Source organism: Cupriavidus sp. 291-E7, assembly GCF_057798835.1.
The window spans coordinates 190307-209834 of record NZ_JBYOJV010000008.1; the positions used below are offsets into that span (position 1 = coordinate 190307).

Consider the following 19528-nt stretch of genomic DNA (forward strand, 5'->3'; position numbering starts at 1 on the left):
GCAACGTGCGTTGCGGGTTTCTCGCTAAATCTTGGTGCCCAGGAGAGGACTCGAACCTCCACAGTGTTGCCACCGCTAGGACCTGAACCTAGTGCGTCTACCAATTCCGCCACCTGGGCAGGTGTCGAAACAACCGAAGCGGCCATTATAGCGACCGTCAAACGATTGTCAAACAGTTTCGAGAAAAATTGAATCAGAACAACTATCCGATCCCTAGCCGGGAAGAAATCCTCGGCGTACTGAGAACTTCGGGGTCGCCCCTGTCGGCCGGCGATATCGCCAAGGCCCTGGCCGTCACGCGCAAGGAGCATGACGGCTTTCAGAAACGGCTCGCCGCAATGGAGCGCGACGGCCAGATCGAATTGAACCGCAAGGGCCGCTACGAGCTGGCCCATCAACCGAATTTTGTCGTGGGCCGCGTGCAGGGCCATCGCGACGGCTTTGGCTTCCTGATCCGCGACGACGGCGAGGACGATATCTTCCTGCCCGAACGCGAGCTGCAGAAGGCGATGCACAACGACCGCGCGCAGGTGCGCGTGGTGGGCTATGACCGCCGTGGGCGTCCGGAAGGGCAGATCGTCGAGATCGTGGAGCGGGCCAACCGTTTCGTGATTGGCCGCCTGCTGTCGGAAAACGGCGTGCTGGTGGTGGCGCCGGAAGACAAGCGCATCGGTCAGGACATCCTGATCCCACCCAAGGCGCAGGGCAAGGCGCGCGTCGGCCAGGTGGTCAGCGTGGAGCTGGTTGAATGGCCGGACCGCTACGTGCAGCCCGTGGGCCGCGTGGTCGAGGTGCTTGGCGATATCGACGATCCTGGCATGGAAATCGAAATCGCCGTGCGCAAGTACGGCGTGCCGCACGAGTTCTCTCCCGCTGCAGCCAAGGAAGCGCAGGCGCTGCCCGACGAAGTCCGCCAGGCCGACCTCGATCATCGTATCGACCTGCGTGACGTGTCGCTGGTGACGATCGACGGCGAGGACGCACGCGACTTCGACGACGCCGTCTACTGCGAGCCGGTCAAGATCGGCCGTGCCAAGGGCTGGCGCCTGATCGTGGCTATTGCGGACGTTTCGCACTATGTGCGGCCAGGCACGCCGCTGGATGCCGATGCGCTCGATCGCGCCACGTCGGTGTACTTCCCGCGCCGCGTGATTCCGATGCTGCCGGAGAAGCTGTCGAACGGCCTGTGCTCGCTCAATCCGCATGTCGACCGTCTGTGCATGGTTTGCGATGCCGTGATCACGGCCAAGGGCGAACTCAAGGGCTACCAGTTCTATCCCGCCGTGATGCATTCGGCCGCGCGCCTGACCTATAACGAGGTCTGGTCGGTCCTGTCGAACACGAAGGGTCCCGAGGCACACAAGCGTGCCGAGCTGGTGCCGCACCTGCAGAACCTGTACGAGCTGTTCCAGGTCCTGCTCAAGGCGCGCCGCGAGCGCGGTGCGATCGACTTCGATACCACCGAGACGTACATCGTCTGCAACGCGCAGGGCAAGATCGAGCAGATCCTGCCGCGCACGCGCAACGACGCGCACCGGCTGATCGAGGAGTGCATGCTGACGGCAAACGTCTGCGCGGCTGACTTTCTCGAACGCTTCAAGCATCCGGCGCTGTACCGTATCCACGCGGGCCCGAGCGAGGAAAAGCTCAAAAACCTGCGCGAATTCCTGAAGACGGCCGGCTTGTCCCTGGGCGGCGGCGACAAGCCGCAGGCATCGGACTACGCCGAGGTCATGGACAAGATCAAGTCCCGCCCCGATGCGCCGATGCTGCAGACAATGCTGTTGCGCTCGATGCAGCAGGCCGTCTACAGCCCGGACAACATCGGCCACTTCGGCCTGGCCTACGAGGCCTACGCGCACTTCACAAGCCCGATCCGCCGTTATCCGGATCTGCTCGTGCACCGTTCGATCAAGGCAATCCTGGCGCATACGAAGTATCAGCCAGCCTTTATCCACGGCACCGAACTCAATACGCAGATCTCGCCGAAGGCGCGCCGGATGCAGGCCGCCGACGCGGAAAAGCGAGCCGAGAATGCGGCCGCCCGTGCCAAGCGCAACGAGGGCATCTGGGACGAACTGGGCCTGCATTGCTCGGCCAACGAGCGCCGTGCTGACGAAGCCTCGCGCGACGTCGAGGCCTGGCTCAAGTGCTACTTCATGCGCGACAAGCTCGGCAGTGACTTCGCCGGCACGATCAGCGCCGTCACGTCGTTCGGCATCTTCGTGCAGCTCGACGAGCTGTATGTGGAAGGTCTGGTGCATGTGACCGAGCTGGGCAGCGATTACTTCCAGTACGACGAGGCACGCAACGAACTGCGTGGCGAGCGTACCGGCATTCGCTACCGGTTGACCGATCGCGTGCGCGTGCAGGTGTCGCGTGTGGACCTCGATGCGCGCAAGATCGATTTCCGCCTGGTGCAGGAACCGTCGGCCAAGACGCTGCGTGCGCGTGCCGGCGCGCCCGAGCAACCGCGCGTGCCCGCCGCTCATGCGGTGCCGGCGCGTAAGAAGGGGCGGCAGTTGGCGGCGCTACTCGGCGGCACCTCGAAACCCGAGGAATCGTTCGATGAAACGCTCGACCGCGTGATCGAAGAGCAACCGGTGTTCGAGGCTGTCATCACGCCGCTGAGGCCGAGGGATGCAAATGTCGGTCATGCGCCGCATCCGGGCCGTAAATCGCAAGCGGGCAAGCCGGCCAAGCGTGCGGCCAAGCCCAAGCCCACGCATCTGAAGACGGCCAAGAAGACCACGGCCAAGCGGGCTGCCAAGCCGGCTGGCAAGACTGGCCGTCCGGCACGCAAGCGGTAAGCAAATCAGCGTTGTTGTGAGGCCGTGGCGGGTACAATGCGCGCCATGGCCAAACACAAACTCCTGATCGGCTTTCACGCCGTCAACGCACGCCTGCGCCAGAACGCGCAGAGCGTGTCCGATATCTACATCGAAGCGAATCGCAAGGATCGCCGCATGCTGGACTTTGTCCGCCTGGCGGAGAGCCTTGGCGTGACGCTGCATCCGGTGGATGCCGACCGCCTGCGTGGCATGGCCGGCACCGACCGCCATCAGGGCGTGGTGGCGCGTGCTGACGATATCTCGCTCGCACTGAACCTCGACGAACTGCTCGACGGCATCGAAGGCACGCCGCTGCTGCTGGTGCTCGATGGCGTCACCGACCCGCACAACCTCGGCGCATGCCTGCGCGTGGCCGACGGCGCCGGCGCCCATGCCGTGATCGCGCCGAAGGATCGCAGCGTCGGTCTGAACACGACCGTGGCGAAGGTGGCCAGCGGTGCCGCCGAAACCGTGCCCTATATCACCGTGACCAATCTCGCCCGCACACTGCGCGAACTGCAGGAGCGCGGCATCTGGGTGATCGGCACTGCCGATGGCACCGACAAGTCGCTGTACGACATGGACCTGAAGGGACCGACGGCAATCGTGATGGGTGCCGAAGGCGAGGGCATGCGCCGCCTGACGCGCGAAACGTGCGACGAACTGGTCGCCATTCCGATGGCCGGTGGGGTGGAAAGCCTCAACGTCTCGGTGGCCAGCGGCGTTTGCCTGTACGAGGCAGTGCGCCAGCGCCGGGGCTGAACGTGATTGTCGATGCGGCAATCCTGGAGCAGGCACGCAACTGGATTGCCGGCGCGCGGAACGTGTTCGTGCTGACCGGCGCGGGCATCTCCGCCGAATCGGGTGTGCCGACCTTCCGCGATGCGCTGACCGGCCTCTGGGCGCGTTTCGATCCGGAGGAACTGGCGACCGAGGAGGCCTACCGCCGCCAGCCGACGCTGGTCTGGCAGTGGTATGAGCACCGGCGCGAACTGGTGTCGGCCGCGAAGCCCAATCCCGCGCATTACGCGCTGGCCGAGCTGGCCAGGCAGAAGTCGCTGACACTGATCACGCAGAACATTGATGGGCTGCATCAGCAGGCGGGCAGCGAACACGTGGTGGAGCTGCACGGCAACCTGTTCGCCAACAAATGGCTCGATGGCTGCGGGCGTTGCGATACGGTGCCGCCCGTGCCCGGGGAGCCGCCGCACTGCGCACTGTGTGGCGCGATGATGCGGCCGGGCGTGGTGTGGTTCGGCGAAGACCTGCCGCGCGTGGCACGTTTTCGCGCCGATCACGCGGCGCAGAACTGTGATCTTTGCCTGGTGGTAGGAACGTCGGGGCTGGTCTATCCGGCCGCGGCACTACCTGGCTTGGCGAAGGAGCATGGCGCGCGGGTGATCGTCGTGAATACGCAGCCATCCGCGCTCGATGCCACGGCCGATCTGGTGTTGCCGGCCGCGGCGGGGGAGTGCCTGCCCATGCTTTGGGCGCAGGCGACCTGACGGTTCCGGTTTTCGCCCGTCTTCCTTCTGCCGCAAGCAGGGAGCAAGACGGGCTGCGATAGTCCGGGCTTCTTACGAGGCCAGCTCCGCCACCAATTTTTCGAGCTTCACCGCGTCCGCCGCAAACAGGCGGATACCTTCCGACAGTTTTTCGGTTGCCATCGCATCTTCGTTCAACTGCCAGCGGAACGACGCTTCATCTGCGGCGATGCGCGCGATGTTCGCGGCCTGTGCCTGCTCGACCGATAGTTTGCGATCCACTGCCGCCGGGCTGGCTGCCAGTTGCTCCAGCAGTTCGGGGCTGATGGTCAGCAGGTCGGAGCCGGCCAGCGACAGGATCTGGCCGGTGCCGCGGAAGCTTGCGCCCATGACCTCGGTCGTGTAGCCGAATTTCTTGTAGTAATCGTAGATCTGCCGCACGGAGCGCACGCCGGGGTCGTTGTCGCCTGCGTTCGCTTCGGCATCCCACTTGTCGCCTGCCTGCTTCTTGTACCAGTCGAGGATGCGGCCGACGAACGGCGAGATCAGCTGTGCGCCGGCTTCCGCGCAGGCCACCGCTTGCGCCAGCGAGAACAGCAGCGTCATGTTGCAGCGGATGCCGTCGCGCTGCAGGATCTCGGCGGCCTTGATGCCTTCCCACGTCGACGCGATCTTGATCAGCACACGTTCGCGTGCCACGCCGCGCTGCTCGTATAGCCCGATCAGATGGCGTGCCTTGGCGACCGTCGCTTCGGTGTTGAACGACAGCCTTGCGTCCACTTCGGTCGACACGCGGCCCGGCACGATGGCCAGGATTTCGCAGCCGAATGCAATCAGCAACTGATCCATCACCGCTTCCACGCCGGCGGCACCGTGATGGTCGCGGGTGGCTTGTTCCAGCAGCGGCCGGTACTCGGGCTTCTGCACGGCCTTGAGGATCAGCGACGGATTGGTGGTCGCGTCCTGCGGCGTGTACTGTTTCATCAGCTGGAAGTCGCCGGTATCGGCCACTACCGTGGTGAACTGCTTCAGTTGTTCGAGCGCGTTCATGATCTGGATTCCGTCTGGATGGAGCCGGCGTATGAGTGGGCCGGGAATGGGCCATTGTAACGGCGTGGCGTGAGGCGGCAAGCTGGTACACCAACGTGGAGTTCGCATTCGGCGGCATTCCCCGACAGCCGGCCGCGATCCGCTACACTACGCGTTTTCCCCAACGCTTTCTGGCTGTTGTCATGACTCAGGATGAACTCAAGGCGCTGGTCGCGCAAGCCGCCGCGGACTATGTGAAGCAGGAAGTGCCCGAAGGTGCCGTTCTTGGCGTGGGCACGGGCTCGACCGCCAATCTCTTCATCGACGCCGTTGCGGCGTTCAAGGAGCGCTTCAGCGGCGCTGTGTCCAGCTCCGAAGCATCCACGCGCCGGCTGCAGCAGCATGGCTTCAAGGTGTTGGACCTCAATGAGGTCGACAGCATTCCGGTCTATGTGGATGGCGCCGACGAGATCGATGCCTCCGGCGCGATGATCAAGGGCGGCGGCGGCGCGCTGACGCGCGAAAAGATCGTTGCGGCCGTGGCCGAGCGCTTTGTGTGTATCGCCGATGGCAGCAAGCTGGTACCGGTCATGGGCACGTTCCCGCTACCGGTTGAGGTGATTCCGATGGCACGCGCGGCGGTGGCCCGGCAGCTCGCCGCGATTGGCGGCCAGCCGCGCCTGCGCATGACCAAGGAAGGTGGCATCTACAAGACGGACAACGGCAATGTGATTCTCGATGTGTCCGGCCTGAAGATCGACAATCCGAAGGATCTGGAGTCGAGCATCAACCAGTTGCCAGGCGTGGTGACGGTCGGTCTGTTCGCACTGCGCGGCGCCAATGTGCTGCTGCTCGGCACCGAGCGGGGCGTCCAGCGCACCGACTACTAAGCGGGTTGCTGGAGCGGCGGTCAGCCGGAGAGTCCGTGCCCGACGGCGTAGACCGCCACTTGGACGCGGCTGGCCAGATGGAGCTTCTTGAGGATGTTCTGCACGTGGATCTTCACCGTGCTTTCCGCCACGCCAAGCTCACGCGCAATTTCCTTGTTGCTTTCGCCTCGCACCAGCCCCTGCACGATATCGCGTTCGCGCGCCGTCAATGGCGCGTTGTCAGGGCTGCGGGCGGGGCTGACCGGCACGCTCGGCGCGCTCGGTGCACGAAACTGCTGCACCAGCTTGGCGGTCATGCCTTCCGAAATCACCGGCTCGCCAGCGGCCGCGCGCCGGATCGCATTGGTCAGGGCCTCGGTCTCGATGTTCTTGAGCAGGTAGCCACGCGCACCGCTGCGTAGCGCGGTGGCCAGTTCCTCTGCTTCTTCCGACACGGTCAATACGATGACGGCGCTGTCGGGAAGATCTTCCACTAGCAACTGCAGCGCCTCGAGGCCGGACAGCCCAGGCATGTTCAGGTCCAGCAGGATCACGTCGGGCCGGTGCTGCTTGGCGCGCTTGATGCCCTCCACGCCGTCGGCTGCTTCATCGACAATCTCAAAGTCGGCTTGCCGCTGCAGCAGCGCACGAATGCCTGATCGGAACAGCGTGTGGTCGTCGATCAGCAGGATACGGATAGTCATGATGTGAGTTCCTCGAGACGTTGCGTGGAAGGAGCGGCAACGTCGCGTCCCTGGAGGCCGTCGCCACGCGGCAGCGTCAGCTCGATCGTTACGCCAAGGCCGGGCCGGGCGTCGATGGCCAGGCGCGCGCCAAGCCGCGCCGCGCGCTCGCGCATGATGTGCAGGCCAACGTGGCTGGCGTCGTGCTCGTCAAGGCGGCTGGCGTCGAAGCCGTCGCCATCGTCCTGTACCACGAGCTGAAACACGCGGTCGTGGCGGATCGAGATGGTGACGTGTTCGGCCATCGCGTGCTTGCGCACGTTGGACAGTGCCTCCTGCAGGATGAACAGCACCTGCAACTGATGCTCTGGCTGTAGCGGCAGCCCTCCATCGTCGATCTTCAGCTTGGCCTCGGTGCGGCATTGGCGCCGGAAGCGCGCCACGGTTTCTTCCACGGCGGGCCGCAGGTCGCCGGTAGTCAGCCGAGAGCGGAAGTTGTGCAACAGCTCGCGCACATCCTGATAGCTCTCTTCCACGCCGTGCCGCAGCAGCGGAATGATCTCCTGCACCTCGTTGTCCGCATGGCGTTCCACCGCATCTTCGAGCAGTTGCACCTGCAGATTCAGAAAGTTCAGCCCCTGCGCGATGCTGTCATGCAGCCCTTGCGCCACCAGGTTGCGCTCTTCCACCACGGCCAACTGACGTGCGCTGGCCGACAGGCGTACGTGTTCCAGCGCGGTGGCCAGATGCTGCGCCATCGTTTCGAGCAGTTGCCGGTCCGATGGTGGCAGTTCGCGCGCCACGCGGAAATGCAGTGTCAGCGAGCCCACCGGTCCGCGCAGTGTGTCGAGCCGGAAGGCGGCCATCGACAGGAAGCCTTCGCGCCGGCAGGGCGACGAGGAAAGCGGGGGAGTGGACGAAACGGCCGGCGGGGCATCCAGGAATACGGCGCGCCGCAGGTCCGCAACGGTGACGATGCCAGTGTGCGTGGCGCGCCCGCAGTGGCAGGCATCGATATCCGCGCAGTGATCGTTGTCAGCCAGCGTGGCCGACAGCCCGACCGACGCCAGCCGATGCAGCTTGCCCTGGCGGGCATCGAACATGCGCACCGTGCCGCCATCGGCGCCGAATTGCCGCACCACGCGCTCCAGGAATCCGCACGCCAGGCTCTCGGAATCGCTGGCCTGGTTCAGAAACGCGGCCATGTCGTAGAGCGCTTCCAGGTCGCTGTTCTGGCGTGCCAGCTCGGCGGTCTTGCTGGTCACGCGCGCCGCGAGATCATGGTAGAGGTCCTGCAGCTCGGCAGCCATCTGGTTGAAGCCGGCATTCAGCGTGCCGAACTCATCGCGGGTGTCCACCGGCAGGCGCAGCGAAAATTCGCGCGCCGCCATACGACGCAGCCCGTCTTGCAGCCGCAGGACGGGCAGGATGATCCAGAGATAGAGCAGGTAGATGACCGCCACCGTTCCCACGCAGGCCATAGCGGCAAGGCCGACTTGGGACAGGCGCAGCACATCGGTCTTGCGTGCACTGTTTTTCTCGATCTGACGGACTAGCCGGTCTGCCTGATCGACAAAGCCCGGCAACGCCTGGACATACTGGCCGGCATCGCCACCCAATGCCATCGGTTTGAGCCGTTGCGACCAGTCGGCCAGCACGGTATCCAACTGGGCATGGATCACCGGTTCGTCCGGCACGAAAAGCGGGCGCGCGGGATTGCCTCTGCGCAGCTGCGCCAGCGTATTGTCGAGCGTCTCAATCTGTGCGCTGAGCGTATTGGGTTTGCCGGAAGCCGACAGCGATAGCTCGATGGCAACGCGATTGGCGCGCATGCGCAGGCTGCCAGCGTCATTGATGGCGGCGCCCGCGCCTTCGAGCTTCCAGGACAGATAGAGTGTGCCGGCGATCATCGTCAGCACTGCCAGCAGCGACGCCAGGGACAGCAGGATGATGCGCGACGACAGCCGGTAGCGCAGCGGCGTCATCCGGACGGTATCCGGCACATGGCCGGTATCCGGCAGCGGATGCGGCGTCTCGGTCGCGGGTGCAGGCGGAAAGTCTTTGTTTGAGGAGGGAGAGGTATTGGGGCCGGACATGGGTTCGGGTTGGCGCAAGGGGGCGGGCACAACCTCGGTACAGATTTTCTGCCTGTTGAGGTCCGTAACTTCTGCGCCAGATCAAGTAATGTGTAATCCGCACGAGAACGTGGTGAATTTGTCAGGGGGCTTGAAGCGGCGGCGGGTCGAAGCGGACAATCTGCCATTTTCGGTATTCGCCAGGCACGGAACACGCAAGTGAAAGCGGCAAACCTCGACTATGCCCAGGCACCACGGCCCGCCGTGGTGTTTGGTTGCCTGATGCCAGCGCCGTGGCTAGGTGCCGTGGCCGGTTTGCTGCTGGCATGCGGCCCTGCCGATGGCTTGCCGCATCGGTTCGCGCCGCTGGCGCTGGCTTCGGTCCACGCGCTGGCACTGGGCATGCTGCTCCCGGTGATGCTTGGCGCACTATTTCAGATGATGGCGGTGATAGCCCGCGTGCCAGTGCCGCGCGTGAATTGGCTGGCGCCATTTGTTGCCGTGTCGGGTGCGGGCATGGCTGCCGCGCTCGCCGCTGGCTTTCTGGGTGTTGACCGTCTGGCATTCCGTTCGGCGGCGGTCATCGGCCTTTTCCCGGCACTGATTGCCGCGACGCTATTGACGGCCGGGCGACGAGTGGCTTGCGTTGACCCCACCACGCGCACATTGGCATGGATTGGGGCGCCCTTGCTGGTGACCCTCGGGGCGGGCATCGCCCTGGCAGGCGTGCTCGGCGGATGGTGGTCATTGCCGTTGCCGACTGTGCTGTCGTTGCACGTGGCCTGGGGTTTGGGAGGGTGGCTCGGTGCGCTGGTCGCTGGCGTGTCAACGACAGTATTGCCAATGTTCTGGCAGGCACACCAACTACCCGGTCCTCTACAGCGTTGCCTGCCGGTCGCGCCCTGGCTGCTGCTGCTCGGCTTCAGCGTCGTTGCGGTGATCGTTCAGGATGAAGCGGTCTCCAGATACGCGCTGTTGCCGTGGCTCGTCTTTGTCGTGTTCCTGGGAAGCTGGATGCTGGCGGCCGTGCTGCGGGCACGGCGCCGACATGATCCCCACTGGCTGCTCTGGCCAGTTGCGATCGGCAGCATGGTCGGGGCGGCTGCACTGACGCTCCTCCTGCAATTTCAGTCCGGAGATTCGTCAGTGTCGTGGCCGTGGTGGATTGGTGTGCTGGCGCTGGTGGGTGGCGGTGTGCTACCCGTTACGGCAATGCTGGGAAAAATCGTGCCATTCCTCGTGTGGCTGCACTTGCGCCGCATGCTGCCACCGCGCGCACGGGTGCCGGTGATGCAGGCCATCATTTCCCCTATCCGCCAGCGGCAGCAGAGCTTGTTTCTGCTTGCCTCGTTCGTGGTGCTACTGGCGGTACCGCTGGCGCCAGTCTGGCTGGCACGTGTTGGTGGTCTGATGTTTGCCGTGGCCAATGCCTGGCTGGGCTACCAGTTGCTCACGGCATTGCGATGCATGTTGCGGATGCGCAAGCAGGGCGGCTTGCCGCCCCGCGTACCGCGCGATTGAGATTCGGAAGGATCCTGATCAGGCGCTAATCACCGTGGCCGGCGCGGCAACCGCTACGGTTTCCAGTGCGGCCGGCTTCTCGCCGGTCAGCAGATAGTGCATCAGTTCCGCCACGGGCCGGATGGTCTCGCCAAACGGCAGCTTGCCCTTGCCGCGGAAGAACAGGCCGCGCTCCACGTCGCCGCGCACCGCCTGGGCGAGCTTCAGGTCGATACAGAACTGGCCGATCTTTGCCACGCCATCGCGCAGGCCACACGCCTGCAGGCAATCGAATCCTTCCAGGCAGTCGCGTGGTTTGGCACGGCGCTGCAGACGGCTTTCGCTCGACAGATAGCGGGAGAGCCACGGGGTCAGCACGGCTCGTGCGGGCAGGCCAGCCACGCTTGTAAATTCACGCAGGTCTTCGGGCGAAGCCGTTGCCAATACATGCTTGAAGGCCGGGTGCGCGTCGGACTCTTCCGTCACGGCAAACGCGGTGCCAAGTTGCACGGCCGATGCGCCTTCGTCAAGCCAGTGGCGCACCTTTTCATGCGAATTGATGCCACCGGCCAGGATCAGCGGGATGCTGTCCCACGCCAGCCCGAGCGACTGGAACAGTTCCCGGCACTCGTTCAGCACGCGCGCGAAGGAGAAGCGCTCGTTGCCGAGGTCTTCGATCGTGGAGGCACCAAGGTGCCCGCCGGCGTGGGCCGGGTGCTCGATTACGATGGCGTCGGGCAGGCGTCCCTTTTTCATCCAGCGGCGCAGGACCAGGCCAATGCCGCGCGTCTCGGACAGGATTGGAATCAGTGCCACCTTGGGATGGTCGGCGGCAAGTTCGGGCAGATCGAGCGGCAGTCCGGCACCCATGACGATTGCATCGGCACCGCTTTCGCAGGCCTGGCGCACCATCTGCGCATGCGACCCCACGGCCTTCATCACGTTCACGGCAATCAGGCCGCGGCCTTCCGACAGCTTCCGGGCTGCCTGGATCTCGCGGTCAAGTGCCACGCGATTGACCGCTTCGATCTTTTCCTTGTCGCGCGTTCCGCGCGTCTGCTCCATCAGGTCCGGGTGGTGATGGCGCAGGTCGATGCTGGCAATCGTGCCGACACCGTTGTTGGCGGCCACCGTGCCGGCCAGGCGATGGGCGGAGATGCCGATGCCCATGCCGCCCTGGACGACCGGCAGCAGCCGCCGTCCGGCGAGTTTCAGCCAGTGTTCTTTCATGAGTCCATTCCGGATAGTGTTTGCTCTACGACGGCCCAGGCGGCCGCCTCTTCATCGTCGGTGCAGTTGCCGTGCTGGCGCTTGGTCGCACCCAACCGGTTCAGGACCAGGTGGCGGGTCGGCGTGACGTCCGCTGACTCCAGGCAAGCCTTGACGCATGCCAAGGGGCAGCCATCGAGTGCCAGGATCGGACGGCCGGAACGTGCCACGCGCGTAAGTGCGGGGACGCCACCCCCGACGCCGCTGATGCAGGACATCTCGGCGCGGCCGCTGCGATCCAGGCGCACGGCGAACTGGTTGGCGAGCTGGGCGACACTCGAGCAACCGGAGCACGCATAGACCAGCGGAAGGGCAGGGGGCGTCGAAGAACTCATTGCATCAGGCATCAGGAGGCGGTGATGGTTTCGCGGACGTCGTGTGTATTGGCTTCAGGTAGCGGGCAAACCAGTGGCAGGAAACCGTCGGCGCGCTCCGAATAAGCGAGCAGCGCGCCTGCGGCGATATCGAAGTACCAGCCGTGCAATGAGAGTTCGCCACGCTCACACGCTTCGCGCACGAACGGGAACGACTCGAGGTTGCGCAGCGACACCAGAATGGACGCCTGTTCACAGGCATGCTGGCGCTGCTCGGCGCTGGCGCCGGGCATCGTCTGTTCCACCAGGTGCCTGGCCGATGCGGCAATGCGCACCCAAGGGCCAATGAAATCCTGGCGTGGAACCTGCGTCTGCGTGGTGTCGCCCTCGACCTCGGGCCGCGCCAACAATGCTCGAATTCCGCCGCAGCCGCTATGACCCATGACAATAATTCGTGCAACTCGCAGTTGCTCTACCGCAAACTGGATCGCCGCGGACACCCCGTGAAGCCGTCCGCTTTCGGTTTCGTTGCACGGTGGCACCAGATTCGCCACATTGCGCACCGTGAACAGGTCGCCCGGATTGCTGCCGAGCAGCAGCCCGGGGTCGACGCGGGAATCGCTGCATCCAATCAGCAATGTCTGAGGATGCTGGCCGGCGCGCAATGCGTCGAACAGCGCCGGCGCATCCTCAAAGTAGTGCTGCTGGAAGCGCTCGAACCCTTTCAGGAGGCGCTCGATCGCGTGCATGGCGACACCTCACCGGCTCCGCACCAGTTGCCAGGCGCGGCCGAGGTAAGTCACCGAGGCGAAGCCGCTCCACACGTGCACCAGGCGGGTGAACGGGAAGATGGCAAACAGCGAGATCCCCATGAACAGATGCGCCTTGAAGACGAGCGGCGCGTCGATGATGTAGCTGGCGGCATCACCGCGCAACGTGACGATGTGCTGGGCCCAGGTCATCAGTTGCACCATCATGTGGCCGTCCATGTGGCTGGCGGACGCGAAGATGGTGGAAAGGCCGAGCAGCAGCGTAACCAGCAGCCACAGCAGCAGGATCTTGTCGCCCGTACGGGTCACGGCCGACACGCGCGCGTTGGTCAGGCGGCGATGCAGCAGGATCAGCAGACCTGCCAGGCACATGCTGCCCATGACGCCGCCGGCGGTCATGGCCACGGCCTGCTTGAAGCCGTGCGACACGCCAAGCGCATCCCATACGGCCACGGGCGTGAGCAGCCCGGCCATGTGGCCGAAGAACAGACCAAGGATGCCCACATGGAACAGGATGTTTCCCATGCGAAGGTTGCCACGGTACAGCACCTGCGAGCTGTCGGATTTCCACGTGTACTGCTCCCGCTCGAAGCGAGCGAGGCTGCCGAACAGAAAAATGGCGGCGGCGATGTACGGGTAGATGCCGAAGAGGAATTGATGGACCAGATTCATGGTGAGGGTCCTTGGTATCAGGGGTTGATCGGTGACGGCATGGCACGCGCTGCGACAGCCTTGTCCCGCTTGTAGAACTTGACGGTCTCGATGTCCGGCTTGCGTGCCAGCAGCGGTTCCACGCCATCCGAACCGGGGCCGAAGGTTTCGAGCGCTTCGTCCATGTCGCGCACGGGCGGCTCTTCCTGCGGCTGTGGCTGGATGTCGGTCAGCGTGCGCAGCACCCGGAACACCGCGGCGTAGGGGCTTTCGCCACGCGCCAGGCGGTCGCCGATGGCGGCCAGCACATGGATCGCGTCGCCCAGCAGCTGTTCGGCGCGGTCTTCCTTGCCGTCGATGACCAAAGCGCCCAGGTACTCAAGAAACAGCGGCACGTAGTCGGGCAGCTCGGCGGTGATCAGATCGAAGCCGTCGCGCCGGTATTCCTCCAGCAGGTCTACCATCGCCTGGCCGCGATCACGGCTTTCGCCGTGCACATGCTCGAACAGATGCAGCGAGTGGGCCGGATTCCGGTCAAACGTTGCGACGTAGTTTTCCTGCAGCCTGATCAGCGGCTCGCGGCGCATTACATCGAGCAGGGGAGCCAGCATTTCTTGCACCTGCGGCCATTCGGACAGCGTCTGGTCGATCTCGCCCAGGCTGTCCAGCAGCGGCTGCTCCGGGTAGCTGAGCACGGCGCTCAACACATGATGGATAGTCATTCCGTTTCTCCTCTGCGTATCAGGTGGCCAGCGCCTTGCGGCGCGAGCGCGGCAGGTCGGCATAGGCGACTTCCGGCTGCGGCTTCTTCTTGCCGAAGAGCGTGCCTTCCGAAGTGCCGCCAGAGCAACCGTTACCGAAACTGAAGCCGCAGCTGCCTTTCTCGTCGAAGCTGTCCTCAGTCATTTCCTTATGGGAAGACGGCACGACGAAGCGGTCCTCATAGTTGGCGATGGCCATGATCTGGTACATCTCTTCGACCTGGGCAGGAGTCAGACCCACCTGTTCGAGTACAGCCAGATCCTCGAGGCCATCGACCGACTGGCTGCGCTTGAACGCCCGCATGGCCAGCATCCGTTCCAGTGCGCCGAGCACCGGAATGACATCGCCGGCCGTCAGCAGATTGGCCAGGTACTTCACGGGGATGCGAAGGCTCTTCACGTCCGGGATCACGCCGTTCATACCCATGAAGCCTGCTTCGGCAGCGGACTGGATAGGCGAAAGCGGCGGGATATACCAGACCATCGGCAGCGTGCGGTATTCCGGATGCAGCGGGAAGGCCACCTTCCATTCGACGGCCATCTTGTAGACCGGCGACTTGCGTGCGGCGTCGATCCAGCTCTGGCTGATGCCCTGGCGCAGCGCTTCGGCCTGGATGGCCGGATCGTTCGGGTCCAGGAAGATGTCGAGTTGCGATTGGTACAGGTCGCGCTCGTCGGCCACCGAGGCGGCCTGTTCGATGCGGTCGGCGTCATAAAGCATCACGCCGAGGTAGCGGATACGGCCGACACAGGTTTCGGAGCACACCGTTGGCTGGCCCGCTTCGATCCGCGGATAGCAGAACACGCACTTCTCGGCCTTGCCGCTTTGCCAGTTGAAGTAGATCTTCTTGTACGGGCAGCCGGAGATGCACATGCGCCAGCCGCGGCACTTGTCCTGGTCCACCAGCACGATGCCGTCTTCCTCGCGCTTGTAGACGGAACCCGACGGGCACGATGCCACGCAGGTCGGGTTCAGGCAGTGCTCGCACAGACGCGGCAGATACATCATGAACGTGTTCTCGAACGTCGAGTACATGTCCTTCTGGATCTCGTCGAACAGCTTGTCGCGGCTACGCGAATCGAATTCACCGCCGAGATCGTCTTCCCAGTTCGGGCCCCAATGGATCTTGTCCATCTTCTTGCCGGTAATGGCGGAGACCGGGCGCGCCGTGGGCGGCGTCTCCACCAGCGGGGCCTTCTGCAGATGCTCGTAGTCGTACGTGAACGGCTCGTAGTATTCGTCGATCTGCGGCAGGTTCGGGTTAGCGAACATGTTCGACAGGATCTTGCCCTTGCCACCCTGGCGAGGGGTCAGGCTGCCGTCGTCGTTACGCTTCCAGCCGCCGTTCCACTTGTCCTGGTTTTCCCATTCCTTCGGAAAGCCGATGCCGGGCTTGGTTTCGACGTTGTTGAACCAGGCGTACTCGACGCCCTCGCGGCTGGTCCAGACGTTCTTGCAGGTCACGGAGCAGGTATGGCAACCGATGCACTTGTCGAGATTGAGCACCATTGCCACTTGAGCGCGGATCTTCATTGCGATGCTCCTTCAGTCTTTTCTGCCTTGTTTTGGGGGGATGGTTCTTCTTTTCGTGGACCTTCCAGCCAGTCCACCTTGTTCATCTTGCGAAGGATCACGAATTCATCGCGGTTGCTGCCGACCGTGCCGTAGTAGTTGAAGCCATAGGCCAGTTGCGCGTAGCCGCCGATCATGTGCGTGGGCTTGGTCACGGCGCGCGTGACCGAGTTATGGATGCCGCCGCGCATGCCGCTGGTTTCCGCACCCGGCACATTCACGATTTTTTCCTGAGCGTGGTACATCAGGCACATGCCTTGCGGCACGCGCTGCGACACCACCACACGGGCCGTGAGGGTGCCGTTGACGTTGAACACTTCCACCCAGTCGTTGTCGCGGATACCGTTGGCCTTGGCCTCGGTTTCCGAGATCCAGACGTGCGGGCCGCCGCGCGACAGCGTCAGCATGCGCAGGTTGTCCGAATAGGTGGAGTGGATGCCCCACTTCTGGTGCGGCGTGATCCAGTTCAGCACCAGCTCCGGATTGCCGTTCGGCTTGCGGCCCAGCATCGGGCTGACCGTCTTGGTGTCGATGGCCGGCTTGTAGACGCAGGCGCCTTCACCGAAGTCGAGCATCCAGCGGTGATCCTGGTAGAACTGCTGGCGGCCCGTCAGCGTGCGCCAGGGAATCAACTCGTGCACGTTCGTGTAGCCGGCGTTGTAGCTGACTTCTTCCGACTCCAGGCCAGACCACGTCGGCGCGGAGATGATCTTGCGCGGCTGGGCCTGCACGTCGCGGAAGCGGATCTTGTCGTGCTCGCGGCCAACCGCCAGATGCGTATGGTCGCGGCCGGTGATCTTGGACAGCGAGTCCCATGCCTTGACGGCCACGTGACCATTGGTCTCGGGCGCGAAGGTCAGGATCATCTCGGCGGCGTCGATGGCCGTTTCCAGGCGCGGGCGGCCGTAGCTGACGCCCGGCTCGGTCACGGTCTTGCTCAGGTGGCCGATCTCGCGGACTTCATGCTTGGTGTCCCAGTTGATGCCCTTGCCGCCGTTGCCGAGCTTGTCCAGCAGCGGTCCGATCGACGTGAATTTCTTGTAGATGTCGGCGTAGTTGCGCTCCACCACGGCCATCGACGGCGCGGTCTTGCCCGGGATCAGTTCGCACTCGCCGTGCTTCCAGTCCTTCGGCTCGAACGGCTGACCCAGCTCACCGGGGGTGTCGTGCAGCAGCGGCGTGCAGACCAGGTCTTCGCGCGTGCCCAGGTACGGCCCGGCAATCTCGGTGAACTTCTTCGCAATGACCTTGTAGATTTCCCAGTCGGTCTTGCTTTCCCACAGCGGTTGCACGGCTTCCGACAGCGGGTGGATGAACGGGTGCATGTCGGACGTGTTCAGATCGTCCTTTTCGTACCAGGTGGCCGTCGGCAGCACGATGTCGCCGTACAGGCAGGTGGTGCTCATGCGGAAGTCCAGCACGGTCAGCAGGTCGAGCTTGCCTTCCGCGGCAGGGCGCACGTTGACTTCGCTCGGCTTGATCGCATCGTTCTCGTCGCCGAACACGGCGTTCTGCGTGCCGAGCAGGTACTTGAGGAAGTACTCGTGGCCCTTGCCGGAGCTGCCGAGAACGTTCGAGCGCCACACAAACATGTTGCGCGGGAAGTTTGCGGGATTGTCCGGGTCATCGCAGGCAAAGTTCAGTGCGCCGGACTTCAATTGCTCGACGGTATGGGCAACGGGGTCCTTGCCGGCCGCGCGGGCTTCCGCCACCACGTCCAGCGGGTTGCGGTCGAGTTGCGGTGCCGACGGCAGCCAGCCCATACGTTCCGACTTGGCGTTGAGGTCGAGCAGCGACATGTTGTCGTACCGCTTGCGATCGGCCGTCGGCGCCAGGATTTCGTCGACGCCGAGTTTCTCGTGACGCCACTGGCTGGTGTGGTTGTAGAAGAACGACGTGCCGTTCATATGACGCGGCGGACGCGACCAGTCGGACCCGAAGGCCAGCGGTGCCCAGCCGAACTGCGGACGCAGCTTCTCCTGGCCCACATAGTGCGCCCAGCCACCACCGCTCTTGCCCACGCAACCGCACATCATCAGCAGGTTGATGATGCCGCGGTAGATCATGTCGTTGTGATACCAGTGATTCAGGGCCGCACCGACGATCACCATGCTCTTGCCCTGCGTGCGATCCGCGTTGTCGGCGAATTCGCGCGCTACCTGGATGACGAGGTTGCGCGGCACGGACGTGTGCTTTTCCTGCCAGGCCGGCGTGTAGGGCACGTCGTCGTCGAACGACGTGGCCACGTTCGGGCCGCCCAGGCCCTGGTCCACGCCATAGTTGGCCATCTGCAGGTCGTAGACGGTGGCTACGCGCGCCACGGTACCGTCGGCCAGCGTCAGGCGGCGCACCGGCACGCGGCGCGTGAGCAGGGCGTCGTGTTCGCCGCCGAAGTACGGGAAGCCCACTTCGGCAACTTCATCCTCATGACCGATCAGCGAAAGACGCGGATCGATCTGGCGTCCGCTGCCGCCATCCTTCATTTCCAGGTTCCAGCGGCCGACCTTTGCGCCGTCGTCGTGGGCGGCTTCGCCCCAGCGGAAACCAATCGAACCATTCGGCGCGACGATCTCACCGGTGGCTTCGTCCACCAGCAGCGTCTTCCATTCCGGATGGTTGGCCTGGTCCAGGTTGCCGTCCAGGTGCGAGGCGCGCAGGAAGTGGTCGGGCACCAGCGTGCCGTCCTGGTCGCGCAGCAACACGAGCATCGGCATGTCGGTGTACTGCTTCACGTAGTCACGGAAGTAGGTCGACTTGCCGGTGGTATGGAATTCCTTGAGCACCACGTGGCCCATCGCCATTGCCAGCGCGGCATCGGTGCCTTGCTTGGGCGCTAGCCAGATATCGCCAAACTTGACCATTTCGCCGAAGTCCGAAGACACGGCGACGGTCTTGGTGCCCTTGTAGCGCACCTCTGTGTAGAAGTGGGCGTCGGGCGTACGGGTTTGCGGAACGTTCGAGCCCCACACCATCAGGTATGTACTGTTGTACCAGTCGGCCGATTCGGGCACGTCGGTCTGTTCGCCCCAGATCTGCGGGCTGGCCGGCGGCAGGTCGCAATACCAGTCATAGAACGAAAGGCAGGCGCCGCCGATCAGGCTCAGATAGCGCGCGCCAGCCGCGTACGAAACCATCGACATGGCCGGAATCGGCGAAAAGCCGATCACGCGATCCGGGCCGTACCGCTTGACCGTGAAGGCGTTGGCAGCGGCGATCATTTCAGTCGCCGTGTTCCAGTCCGCGCGCACAAAGCCGCCCTGGCCGCGCACGCTCTTGTAGTGCTTGGCCTTCTCGGGGTCCTGGCTGATCGACTCCCATGCCGCGATCGGGTCCAGCGTCTTGCGGGCCTCGCGCCACATTTCCATCAGGCGGCCGCGGATCATCGGATATTTCACGCGCTGCGCCGAATAGACGTACCAGCTGTACGAGGCGCCGCGCGGGCAGCCACGCGGCTCATGATTGGGCAGGTCGGGGCGCGTGCGCGGGTAGTCGGTCTGCTGGGTTTCCCATGTGATCAGACCATTCTTGACGTAGACCTTCCACGAGCACGAGCCGGTGCAGTTCACGCCGTGCGTGGAGCGCACGATCTTGTCATGCTGCCAGCGGCTGCGATAGGCGTTTTCCCACTTGCGGTCTTCGTTTACCACCGCGCCATGCCCATCCGCGTACGTGGACTTCACGCGAGACAGGAACTTCAGTCGATCCAGAAAATGAGACAT

General features: G+C 64.1%; 15 protein-coding genes and 1 tRNA gene. 5 read left to right on the forward strand and 11 right to left on the reverse strand.

Features of this window, described 5'->3' with window-relative positions:
- Positions 1-32: 32 nt before the first annotated feature.
- Positions 33-119: transfer RNA gene (locus tag AC3FLX_RS16210), tRNA-Leu, on the reverse strand.
- 69 nt (positions 120-188) lie between these two features.
- Here AC3FLX_RS16210 and rnr point away from each other — a divergent pair.
- The 3 genes from rnr to AC3FLX_RS16225 are packed head-to-tail and all read left to right on the forward strand — an operon-like array spanning position 189 to position 4336.
- A complete protein-coding gene (rnr, locus tag AC3FLX_RS16215) occupies positions 189-2810 on the forward strand; it encodes a ribonuclease R (RefSeq protein ID WP_488698153.1) in 2622 nt (873 codons plus the stop codon).
- Positions 2811-2855: 45 nt separating this feature from the next.
- Complete coding sequence (rlmB, locus tag AC3FLX_RS16220) at positions 2856-3593, forward strand: 23S rRNA (guanosine(2251)-2'-O)-methyltransferase RlmB (RefSeq protein WP_488698155.1); 738 nt, start codon at positions 2856-2858, stop codon at positions 3591-3593.
- 2 nt (positions 3594-3595) lie between these two features.
- Entirely contained in the window at positions 3596-4336 is a 741-nt protein-coding gene (locus AC3FLX_RS16225) for an SIR2 family NAD-dependent protein deacylase (RefSeq protein WP_488698156.1), read from the forward strand.
- 72 nt (positions 4337-4408) lie between these two features.
- On the opposite strand, the gene tal is transcribed toward AC3FLX_RS16225, so the two are convergent.
- Positions 4409-5365, reverse strand: coding sequence for a transaldolase (gene tal / locus AC3FLX_RS16230; RefSeq protein WP_488698158.1), 957 nt, complete (start codon positions 5363-5365; stop codon positions 4409-4411).
- A 182-nt stretch (positions 5366-5547) separates the two neighbouring features.
- On the opposite strand from tal, the gene rpiA reads away from it, so the two are divergent.
- Positions 5548-6234, forward strand: coding sequence for a ribose-5-phosphate isomerase RpiA (gene rpiA / locus AC3FLX_RS16235; RefSeq protein WP_488698160.1), 687 nt, complete (start codon positions 5548-5550; stop codon positions 6232-6234).
- A 20-nt stretch (positions 6235-6254) separates the two neighbouring features.
- On the opposite strand, the gene AC3FLX_RS16240 is transcribed toward rpiA, so the two are convergent.
- Both AC3FLX_RS16240 and AC3FLX_RS16245 read right to left on the reverse strand, forming a co-directional pair.
- Positions 6255-6917 (reverse strand): response regulator, encoded by a 663-nt coding sequence (locus AC3FLX_RS16240; RefSeq protein ID WP_488698162.1) that lies wholly within the window; start codon positions 6915-6917, stop codon positions 6255-6257.
- A complete protein-coding gene (locus AC3FLX_RS16245) occupies positions 6914-8881 on the reverse strand; it encodes a type IV pili methyl-accepting chemotaxis transducer N-terminal domain-containing protein (RefSeq protein WP_488698370.1) in 1968 nt (655 codons plus the stop codon). The genes AC3FLX_RS16240 and AC3FLX_RS16245 overlap by 4 nt, the downstream gene beginning before the upstream one ends.
- 309 nt (positions 8882-9190) lie before the next feature.
- Here AC3FLX_RS16245 and AC3FLX_RS16250 point away from each other — a divergent pair, with 309 nt between their 5' ends.
- Entirely contained in the window at positions 9191-10492 is a 1302-nt protein-coding gene (locus AC3FLX_RS16250) for a hypothetical protein (RefSeq protein WP_488698163.1), read from the forward strand.
- 18 nt (positions 10493-10510) lie between these two features.
- Here the strand turns inward: AC3FLX_RS16250 and AC3FLX_RS16255 are convergent, their stop codons facing one another.
- From AC3FLX_RS16255 to AC3FLX_RS16285, 7 genes are read right to left on the reverse strand one after another with little or no spacing between them, the layout of a single operon-like run.
- Positions 10511-11701, reverse strand: a complete 1191-nt coding sequence (locus tag AC3FLX_RS16255; RefSeq protein WP_488698165.1) for an NAD(P)H-dependent flavin oxidoreductase — start codon at positions 11699-11701, stop codon at positions 10511-10513.
- Positions 11698-12075: a putative zinc-binding protein gene (locus AC3FLX_RS16260; RefSeq protein WP_488698167.1), complete on the reverse strand. Its 378-nt coding sequence runs from the start codon at positions 12073-12075 to the stop codon at positions 11698-11700. Before AC3FLX_RS16260 ends, AC3FLX_RS16255 begins: the two co-directional genes overlap by 4 nt.
- Positions 12076-12086: 11 nt before the next feature.
- Entirely contained in the window at positions 12087-12803 is a 717-nt protein-coding gene (locus tag AC3FLX_RS16265) for a carbonic anhydrase (protein WP_488698168.1), read from the reverse strand.
- A 9-nt stretch (positions 12804-12812) separates the two neighbouring features.
- Positions 12813-13496 carry a respiratory nitrate reductase subunit gamma gene (narI, locus tag AC3FLX_RS16270; protein WP_488698170.1) on the reverse strand — a complete coding sequence of 228 codons (684 nt, stop codon included), beginning with the start codon at positions 13494-13496 and terminating at the stop codon, positions 12813-12815.
- A 17-nt stretch (positions 13497-13513) separates the two neighbouring features.
- Positions 13514-14197, reverse strand: coding sequence for a nitrate reductase molybdenum cofactor assembly chaperone (gene narJ, locus AC3FLX_RS16275; RefSeq protein WP_488698171.1), 684 nt, complete (start codon positions 14195-14197; stop codon positions 13514-13516).
- 19 nt (positions 14198-14216) lie between these two features.
- Positions 14217-15770: a nitrate reductase subunit beta gene (gene narH / locus AC3FLX_RS16280; protein WP_488698173.1), complete on the reverse strand. Its 1554-nt coding sequence runs from the start codon at positions 15768-15770 to the stop codon at positions 14217-14219.
- Positions 15767-19528, reverse strand: coding sequence for a nitrate reductase subunit alpha (locus AC3FLX_RS16285; protein WP_488698175.1), 3762 nt, complete (start codon positions 19526-19528; stop codon positions 15767-15769). The genes narH and AC3FLX_RS16285 overlap by 4 nt, the downstream gene beginning before the upstream one ends.

Coding starts and splice junctions, on each gene's coding strand:
- rlmB (WP_488698155.1), top strand. CDS start 2,856: ATGGCCAAACACAAACTCCTGATCGGCTTTCACGCCGTCAACGCACGC.
- tal (WP_488698158.1), bottom strand. CDS start 5,365: ATGAACGCGCTCGAACAACTGAAGCAGTTCACCACGGTAGTGGCCGAT.
- rpiA (WP_488698160.1), top strand. CDS start 5,548: ATGACTCAGGATGAACTCAAGGCGCTGGTCGCGCAAGCCGCCGCGGAC.
- AC3FLX_RS16240 (WP_488698162.1), bottom strand. CDS start 6,917: ATGACTATCCGTATCCTGCTGATCGACGACCACACGCTGTTCCGATCA.
- AC3FLX_RS16245 (WP_488698370.1), bottom strand. CDS start 8,881: ATGACGCCGCTGCGCTACCGGCTGTCGTCGCGCATCATCCTGCTGTCC.
- AC3FLX_RS16255 (WP_488698165.1), bottom strand. CDS start 11,701: ATGAAAGAACACTGGCTGAAACTCGCCGGACGGCGGCTGCTGCCGGTC.
- AC3FLX_RS16260 (WP_488698167.1), bottom strand. CDS start 12,075: ATGAGTTCTTCGACGCCCCCTGCCCTTCCGCTGGTCTATGCGTGCTCC.
- AC3FLX_RS16265 (WP_488698168.1), bottom strand. CDS start 12,803: ATGCACGCGATCGAGCGCCTCCTGAAAGGGTTCGAGCGCTTCCAGCAG.
- narI (WP_488698170.1), bottom strand. CDS start 13,496: ATGAATCTGGTCCATCAATTCCTCTTCGGCATCTACCCGTACATCGCC.
- narJ (WP_488698171.1), bottom strand. CDS start 14,197: ATGACTATCCATCATGTGTTGAGCGCCGTGCTCAGCTACCCGGAGCAG.
- narH (WP_488698173.1), bottom strand. CDS start 15,770: ATGAAGATCCGCGCTCAAGTGGCAATGGTGCTCAATCTCGACAAGTGC.
- AC3FLX_RS16285 (WP_488698175.1), bottom strand. CDS start 19,528: ATGTCTCATTTTCTGGATCGACTGAAGTTCCTGTCTCGCGTGAAGTCC.